The sequence below is a fragment of the Planctomycetia bacterium genome (assembly GCA_021413845.1).
Taxonomy (GTDB): Bacteria; Planctomycetota; Planctomycetia; order Pirellulales; family PNKZ01; genus PNKZ01.
Genome location: JAIOPP010000075.1, coordinates 130,201 through 138,018 on the forward strand (window position 1 = coordinate 130,201; position 7,818 = coordinate 138,018).

6 protein-coding genes are annotated in these 7,818 nt (G+C 61.3%); 1 reads left to right on the forward strand and 5 read right to left on the reverse strand.

What is annotated here, in order from left to right; translation table 11 throughout:
- Positions 1 to 39: 39 nt before the first annotated feature.
- The 4 genes from gspG to K8U03_13895 form a co-directional block, all read right to left on the reverse strand.
- Positions 40 to 486 (reverse strand): type II secretion system major pseudopilin GspG, encoded by a 447-nt coding sequence (gene gspG / locus K8U03_13880; GenBank protein ID MCE9605980.1) that lies wholly within the window; start codon positions 484 to 486, stop codon positions 40 to 42.
- Between the two features lie 88 nt (positions 487 to 574).
- Positions 575 to 1,777: a type II secretion system F family protein gene (locus K8U03_13885; protein ID MCE9605981.1), complete on the reverse strand. Its 1,203-nt coding sequence runs from the start codon at positions 1,775 to 1,777 to the stop codon at positions 575 to 577.
- Positions 1,778 to 1,839: 62 nt separating this feature from the next.
- A complete protein-coding gene (tadA, locus tag K8U03_13890; GenBank protein ID MCE9605982.1) occupies positions 1,840 to 3,549 on the reverse strand; it encodes a Flp pilus assembly complex ATPase component TadA in 1,710 nt (569 codons plus the stop codon).
- A gap of 104 nt (positions 3,550 to 3,653) precedes the next feature.
- Complete coding sequence (locus K8U03_13895; protein ID MCE9605983.1) at positions 3,654 to 4,415, reverse strand: hypothetical protein; 762 nt, start codon at positions 4,413 to 4,415, stop codon at positions 3,654 to 3,656.
- 308 nt (positions 4,416 to 4,723) lie between these two features.
- On the opposite strand from K8U03_13895, the gene K8U03_13900 reads away from it, so the two are divergent.
- Positions 4,724 to 5,905, forward strand: a complete 1,182-nt coding sequence (locus K8U03_13900; GenBank protein ID MCE9605984.1) for a hypothetical protein — start codon at positions 4,724 to 4,726, stop codon at positions 5,903 to 5,905.
- 17 nt (positions 5,906 to 5,922) lie between these two features.
- Here K8U03_13900 and K8U03_13905 read toward each other — a convergent pair.
- Positions 5,923 to 7,818: hypothetical protein (locus K8U03_13905; GenBank protein ID MCE9605985.1), on the reverse strand; the 1,896-nt coding region annotated here is incomplete at its 5' end.

Consider the following 7,818-nt stretch of genomic DNA (forward strand, 5'->3'; position numbering starts at 1 on the left):
AAAATTTCGTTTGCGCGGCTGCATGATTTTCTTACGGCGCTACTTCACAGCCGCTTGTTCCCAGTTGCCGACGTCGTCGGCGGTGCCGTCGATGGCGTCGGGACCGGCGGACCAAACGTCGAAACTCGTCGGGTTGTAAGTGCCGGGGGCACGGATCTTATATTCGCCTCCCCAGGGATCTTTCGGCAGGCCTTTATCGAGATAAGGGCCTTTCCATTTCGTCGGATCGACGTCGGCAGGAGCCGTGATCAGCGATTGCAACGAGGTGGGGTAATGCTTCGTGTGCATCCAATAGGTGTTGATCGGCGTTTCGAGCAAGCCGATCTGGCTCTTCGTCGCCTTGACGTCGGAGTCGCTGATGACGTTCTTGAACGACATTGCGACGAGTGAGCCGAGGATCACGAGAATCGCGAGCACAAGCAGCACTTCCATGAGCGTGAAACCGGCGCGCGAGCGACGACGGTGAAGGCGAACATGCATAGACATCGAGAACACTCCGTAAGACGAACGATTGGGGGCGACGAACGTCGAGGTGCCGACCAGCGGCATGTCGACGAACTCGGTAACGGGAAGCTTAAATCGCGGTACTCATTTTAATCACCGGGAGCAACAGAGCGACAGCTAACAATAGCACGACCAAGGCTAAGACCAGCAACATCAGCGGCTCCAGCAATCGAACCAACAAGTCGAGTTGCCGCCAAGTGCGGCGTTCGAGGCCGTCGGCGATGCGAATAAGCACGGTATCGAGCGTAGCCGATTCTTCCGCCACGGCGATCATTTCCACGACCGTCGGCGGAAAGTGCCCGCACGCGGCGAGCGGCTGCGCGAGCGACTGGCCTGCCGAAATGTTTTGCGATGCTTGCGAGACGGCGTCGGCCAGCACGCGGTGTCCCGCCGCCGAGGCGCTGATCTCCAGAGAGCGCAAAATCGGCACGCCGTTTTGCAGCATCGTCCCCAGCACACGGCAAAATCTCGCCACGGCGAGGTTCAAGAAGATCGGCGCCGCCAGCGGAACCTTGAGCTTCATGCGATCGGCCCAGAGCCGGCCGGCGTCGGTGTTTAGTTTCTTCCAGGCCGCGGTGCCGCCGCCGATGAGGGCGATCGCCAAGAGCCACCACCAAGTCTGGAGCTTGCTGCTGGTCGCGAGCAGCCAGTCGGTGAGTGCGGGAAGTTCGCCTCGCTCGCGCAGACGCGCGAACAACCCTTCGAACTTCGGCACGAAGAAGATCAGCAGCACCGCTACGACCAGCGTTCCGATGATGCCGAGGAACACGGGATAGGCGAGCGCTCCTTGCGTACGGCCTCGCAGTTCGTCTTGCTTCTCGGTGAACTCGGCGACGCGCTCGAGCGCTTCTTCGAGAAACCCACCTTCGGTTCCCGCGCGCACCATGCTCACGGACATTTCGCCGAACACGCGCGGATGGCGCGCCATCGCCTCCGCGAGCGGCTTCCCCTCTTGGACGTCGCTGCGAACGCGCTCCAGCACCTCGATGAGCCCCGCGTGCGAGGCCTGCTTCCGCAACACTTCGAGCGCTCGTAATAGCGGAACGCCGCTCCGGAGCAGATCAGCGAGTTGCCCGAAGAGGGTCGTCAACAAGGCCGCTTTGACGCGCTTCGTTCGGCCGCGCGCGTCGGCAGGCCGTTCCGCTTCGACTTGCACCGGAAACAGCTGCAAGCCGCTGAGCTGCGCGATCGCTTCTTGCTGCGTCCCTGCCGAAACCTTACCGCTCACCTTCCGGCCACCGATGTCGCGCGCGATATAAGCAAACTCAGGCATGAGCGGGGCAGGGAAGAGAAAAGAACGGATGCGACGGCATCCTTGAAGCTACGAAATCGATTTTACGAACGGATCACTTCTCCCTTGGTCACGCGCGCCACCTCTTCGATCGTCGTGCGTCCTTCGAGAACTTTCAGCCAGCCGTCTTCGCGTAGCGTGCGCATTCCTTCCCCGATCGCGGCTTGCTTGATCTTGTAGCTGCTCACGCGATCATGCGCGAGTTGGCGAATCGGTTCGGACGTGACCATGAGCTCGAACAGCCCTAGTCGGCCGGCGAATCCCGTTTGCCGGCAGGCCCGACAACCGACGCTTTGATAGAGCGGCGACTTCGCGGCCTGCCACCGTGCCACCGGGAAATCTCGCGGCAACTCTTCAACGTCGGGCTCATAAGCTCGTTTGCATTCGCCGCAGAGTTTGCGCACTAAACGCTGCGCCATCACGGCCTCGACCGTGCCGGCTACGAGAAACGGTTCAACCCCCATATCGATCAGCCGCGTGTAAGCGCCGGCCGCGTCGTTGGTGTGCAACGTGCTGAAGACGAGATGGCCCGTGAGCGAGGCTTGAATCGCGTTGTCGGCCGTTTCGAGATCGCGGATTTCGCCGATCAGCACGACATCCGGATCGTGTCGTAAGATGCTGCGCAACGCGGCGGCGAACGACAGGCCGATCTTCGGATGAACTTGGATCTGACTGATGCCGTCGAGTTGATATTCGACGGGGTCTTCCGTCGTGATGATCTTCGTCTCTTCGTCCCGAATCTCCAAGAGAGCGCTATAGAGGGTCGTCGTCTTGCCGGAGCCCGTCGGTCCGGTAACGAGGAGGATGCCGTGCGGCAGGCGAATCAGCTCGCGGAAGATTTTGTGTTGGTCTTCGGCCATGCCGAGCTTGCGAAGTTCGAACTCCATGCGCCCTTTATCGAGCAAGCGCATCACGATCCCTTCGCCGTGGATCATCGGAATGACCGATACGCGCACATCGACCTCGCGACCGCGCACTTTCAGCTTGATCCGGCCGTCTTGCGGCAACCGCTTCTCGGCGATGTTGAGCCGCGCCATGATCTTGAGCCGGCTGATGATCGCGGCTTGAAAACGGCTGATCTCCGGCGGCATCGGCTGGTTTTGCAGTAGGCCGTCGATGCGATAGCGAACCCGCAAGCCGGATTCTTGCGACTCGATGTGAACGTCGCTCGCGCGGGCCTCGATCGCTTCGAGCAGGATCTCGTTGACGAGCCGAACTACCGACGCTTCCTGCGCCATTTCGGAAAGTTCGGAGCCGTCCGTTTCGATTTCGCCGACGAGCTCGACCCCGTCCGCGGCGGCCGCGGATTGCGCGATCAACCCTTCGACCGTCTCGCTTCCGACGCCGAGATGCGTCTTGATGAGCTTCGCGAGTTCCTTGCGCGAGGCGAGCACCGGCTCGATCGTCAGACCGATTCCCGACGAGAGTTCATCGAGCGGATAAAGATCGAACGGGTCGCTCGTGGCGACGACGAGCGTGCCGTTGTGTCGACGTACCGGGAACAACGACTGGCGATGAATGAATCGCGCCGGAAAGCCGGGCAAAAGCGTGAGGTCGACCGGAGTTTCGGCGAGATCGATGAATTCAAGCCCGACCGCGTCGGCCAATGCGCGGAGCGCGACTTCTTCCTTAACCAAGCCGAGGTCGACGGCGATCTGATCGGCGCGTCGACCTTCGGCCGCGGAAGCACGAACCCTGACCAATTGTTCTTTGGTTAGGAGTCCGTTGCGAACGAGTATTTCGCCTGCTTCCATGGAGCAACGTCAAAAATAGAAATGCAGAAGCGAAACGACGGACGATTCATAAACACCGCGGCGGCGCTTGCATCGCGCCGCCGCGGTTTCATTTCGACGAAAGGTTAGTTATTCGGTGCAGCGCCTGGGCGAGCCCCGCCTCGGCCGCCCGGACCGCGCAATTGCGTGAAGTCGATGTCCGCCTTCTCGCCTTTCAGCTTTTCGAATTGCGCACGCTGTTCGGTGGAGAGGACGGCGAGCAACTTATCATTCATTTCCTTACGCATTTCTTGGAACTTGGCTCGCGCCTCTTCGCTTGGCCCTTGCCCTTCGCCCCGACCGGCTCCCATTGCTTCGCGCATCTTCGTGGCGGCCTCTTCGCGCACCGTGGCGAGTTGCTTCTTTTGATCGTCGCTCAACTTCAGAGCGTCGGCCGTTTCCGCATTGCTGAGCGCGCCGGCGCCTTGGGCTTGGATCATGAGTTCCTTAAGGCGGTCTCGTTGGTTCGGCAGAAGCACTTCGTTGATCTTGCCGCGAAGCTCCTTCTGGGCCGCTTCCCGCTTCGTTTGCATTTCTTCGAACTTGGCGCGACGTTCGGCTTCAGGCAAGTCGCGAATCCCTTCGAACTGTCCGCGCGCTTGAGCTTGCGAATCTTCACGTAGCTTCGTGATCTGTTTGACTTGATCGTCGATGAGTTCGAGTTCCTTTTGCACCTTCTCGTTGCCGAGCAATGCCGATTCATTGATCCCGCCGAATCCGCGTCCGCCGCCGAATCCGCCGCGCTGGCGGCCGGCTTCCGGTTGCTGAGCTAGGCCGACGTCGGCCAACGCGCCTGCGAGTAAAAGTCCGAAGCAAGCGAAACCAAAAAGCGAGAGCGAGCGTTTCATCGTAGAAATTCCTTTATCCGTTGTTTACTTGGTCGTTTCTTTCAACCACGTTCCTAGCATTGCCGATCTGCAGAGGCCTGTCCGGCGCGCGGCGATCCTTAAGAGATTAAACCAAACGCGTTCGGTAGGGTTTCGGTTTGCGATTCCTATTTCCATGAGATCGTCGTAAAGTCGCCACTTCCGCGGCAACCGATTCAATGGCCCCAAGAAACGAGCCCACCCTGCCGCTCCGGTGTAGGAGCGGCATCCGAATCCGTTTATGATAATGGCATCCGCCTCGATCCGCTCGACTTTTTCGGGCTCCCAACATGCCGAACTCGTTCGATAGCACTCCTTTTCGCCGGCTTGCACGGTTCGCTGCTGCGCCGGCGAGTGTTGCCGCTATTGCGTGGCTTTCTTCAACGCTCGTTTTTGCGCAGCCCCCCGGCGGCAGCGAACGAGGGGGAGAGCGGCGGCGTGGGTTCGATCCCGAGGAGATGATTTCGCGGCTCGATGAAAACAAGAACGGGCAGATCGATCCGGAAGAGATGCAAGGCCGCGCTCGATTCTTTTTGGAAGGCATTGCGCGCGACAACGGCCTTGATCTCTCGCAACCGATTCCGGCCGCGAAGCTGCGCGAGTTGATGCAGGCTCGCTTCCAGCAGGGGGGACCGCCGCGCGACGGGGGTCGCCCGCAACCGGCTTCGACTGCAAAACCGACGACCGCGAAGGCGGCGGTCGTTATGCCGAACGGCTTCGGTGTGGAAACGAAAACTGTGACGAAGGTTCCCGGCTTCGGCACCGTCTCCGGCGTCGATAGTTGGGACACGATCAAAGCGAAGTACGAGCCGCGGATCGTCGAGCGCGTGGAAGATTCATTGAAGCGCTACGATAAAAATCAGGACGGCATTCTCGACGCCGAAGAAATCAAGAACGGGCAATGGCGGGGCGACCCACAGGAGAGCGATAAGAATCGCGACGGCAAGCTTTCACGCAGCGAACTCGCCGAACGCCATCTCCTGCGCGAACGAAACGGAGGTGGACAAGGAGGGCCGAATGGTCCGGGCGCGGGACGTCCCGCTTTCGGCGGCGCGACGAACTCTTCGACTGCGATCTCCACGCCGGCTTCTTCCGCAGCGGTTAGTTCTTCGCCGAAGACTTCCGCCGGCAGCGATGAGCGCGTGGCGAAGTATGCCGAAGGATTGCTGAATCAGTACGACGCGAACAAAGACGGCGTGCTTCAGAAAGACGAATGGAGCAAGATGCGCGGCGAGCCGAAGAAGTCGGATCGAGACAACAACGATTTGATCACGAAAGAAGAGCTTGCGGCGCACCTCAGTAACTACGGCTTGCCCGATTGGTTTACACGGTGCGATACGAACGGCGACGGGCAAGTGGCGATGGGAGAGTTTTCCGCGGCGTGGGACGATGCGAAGGCGGCCGAGTTCGCGCGGTGGGACCGCAACGGCGACGGGCTCATTACGCCACGCGAATGTACGGGCGAGAAATAACCGTTTAGCGTTCTCGCTTAGCGTCCGCGTGCGCCACCGGCTCCGCCGCCTCGATTTTGATTGCCCCCCCGGCCGCCGCCGAAGTTGCCTTGCCCGGCACCACCCCCTGCGCCGCCGAAGCCGCCCCGCATGTTGTTGAACGTCTCCATCCGTTGCCGCATCATTTCCTGCATCGGATCATTGCTGCCGCCTGCCGGGCGCTGGCCCGAGGCATCGGAGGCGCCGTTAGCCGTTGAGGTCGCCGCCGCCGGTTTGTCCGTCGTGCGGGCCTTATCGCCGACGATCGCGGCCAGCGCCTTCTGCACCGTCGCCGGATTGCTCCGCTTGAGCGTCACGACTCGAATCGCCGTGTTCGATTCGCTGGTCGCATGGTCGAGAGTTTGCACGAGCTGCTCGATCTCTTCGTACAAAGCTTGCGGTGCCGAGACGATCAGCGAATTGGTGCGGGTGTCGATGCCGATCGAGATTTTTTGCGTTTCGGCACCGCTACGTCGACCGCCGGCTTGCGCTCCGCCTCGCCCACCGCGAAGCATTTGCATCAGCTCTTCAGGCGTCGGCTGCCGTTGACGATTCGCTCCCGCCATCCGTTCGGAATAGACCTCGCGCAGAATATCGGCGATCTGCGTCGCGCCGGTATTGCGAATCGGAATCAAGCGCGGCCGAGGGTTCACGGTCGACTCGGGAACGTCGAGTTGATCGACGATCTTGAGCAACTGTTCGATCAAGTCTAAGTCGGCGGGAGTCGCTTGCACGATCAACGCATTCAGCCGCGCGTCGGGCACGATCATCACCGACGAACTTGCCGTGATCGTCGAAGCCCCGCCTGGCGCTCCGGCCCCCATCATCGCCCCCACCAAGTTACCGCCGGTGTTGCCGAGCGCCATGCCCGCGATGTCGCCGAGGAGCGAACCTCCTCCGCTGCCGCTTCCTCCGGCACCGAAAACCGCTTCGAGCGTTTCGGCCGCCGCGGCTGCGCCGGCGTTCTGCAAATAGAAAACGGTAAACTCTTTGCCGCCGGTCGCAGCGCGACTCGCGAGCGACGTGAGCAGAGATTCGAATTGATCGAGCGCGTCGAGATCGTCGCTGGCGATCATCAAGCCGTTCGGCCCGGAAGCGACGACGATCGGCGGCAACTCTTTTTCGGGCACCACGATGGGAGCCGGCTGCGTCGCGGGTGCGCCCGCGGCGGTGTCGTCGGCAAGCGTGCGCCGCAACACGACGGTTTGTACTCGCACGCCGGTCGATGCCGCTTTCTCGGGAGGTGTCCGAGGCTTCTCCTCAGCCGCCGGAGCCGCCGGCGATTTCGCGGGTGCCTCCGGACTCGGTGCCGCGGCAGGAACCGGCGGCGCAACGGATGGCACGGCTGATCCGGCCGGATAGTTGGAGCGGATATTCGACGAAGGGCTCACGACCTTAATCTTGTTGGCCCGCATCGTCGGCCAAACCGCTTCGAGTTGTTCGAGTGCGGTACGCGCACTGCGCGAACTAAGGGGCAACATGCGGACGTTCGTCCGCTCGGTGGTGCGTGCGGCACCGTCGGAAGCTTGTTCTCCCATTTTGATGAGCAAGCTTCGGATCTGTGCGATCTGCGCCGCCGAACCACGGACGATCAATTGCCGCGCGAGAGGGTCTGCTTCGGCCTTCGGCGCACCGGCACCGGCCGCCTCGCCACCGGTGCCGAACAGGCGATTGATCGCTGAGACCGCGGTCTGCGGATCGACGAACTGAAGCCTTAGGACTTCGACTTGTCGTGCTTCGCGTTGCATCTGCTCGATCACGGCCCGAATCGTGGCGTGCTGCGTCGGACGAGCCAATGCAACGAGCTTGCCGGTCTGTGGATCGGTCGTAAGTCGGACGTCGGAATGGCTCGACATCAAGGTTTGCAGCACTTGCAAAACCGAAGTCGGATCGGA

Coding starts and splice junctions, on each gene's coding strand:
- gspG (MCE9605980.1), bottom strand. CDS start 486: ATGTCTATGCATGTTCGCCTTCACCGTCGTCGCTCGCGCGCCGGTTTC.
- K8U03_13885 (MCE9605981.1), bottom strand. CDS start 1,777: ATGCCTGAGTTTGCTTATATCGCGCGCGACATCGGTGGCCGGAAGGTG.
- tadA (MCE9605982.1), bottom strand. CDS start 3,549: ATGGAAGCAGGCGAAATACTCGTTCGCAACGGACTCCTAACCAAAGAA.
- K8U03_13895 (MCE9605983.1), bottom strand. CDS start 4,415: ATGAAACGCTCGCTCTCGCTTTTTGGTTTCGCTTGCTTCGGACTTTTA.
- K8U03_13900 (MCE9605984.1), top strand. CDS start 4,724: ATGCCGAACTCGTTCGATAGCACTCCTTTTCGCCGGCTTGCACGGTTC.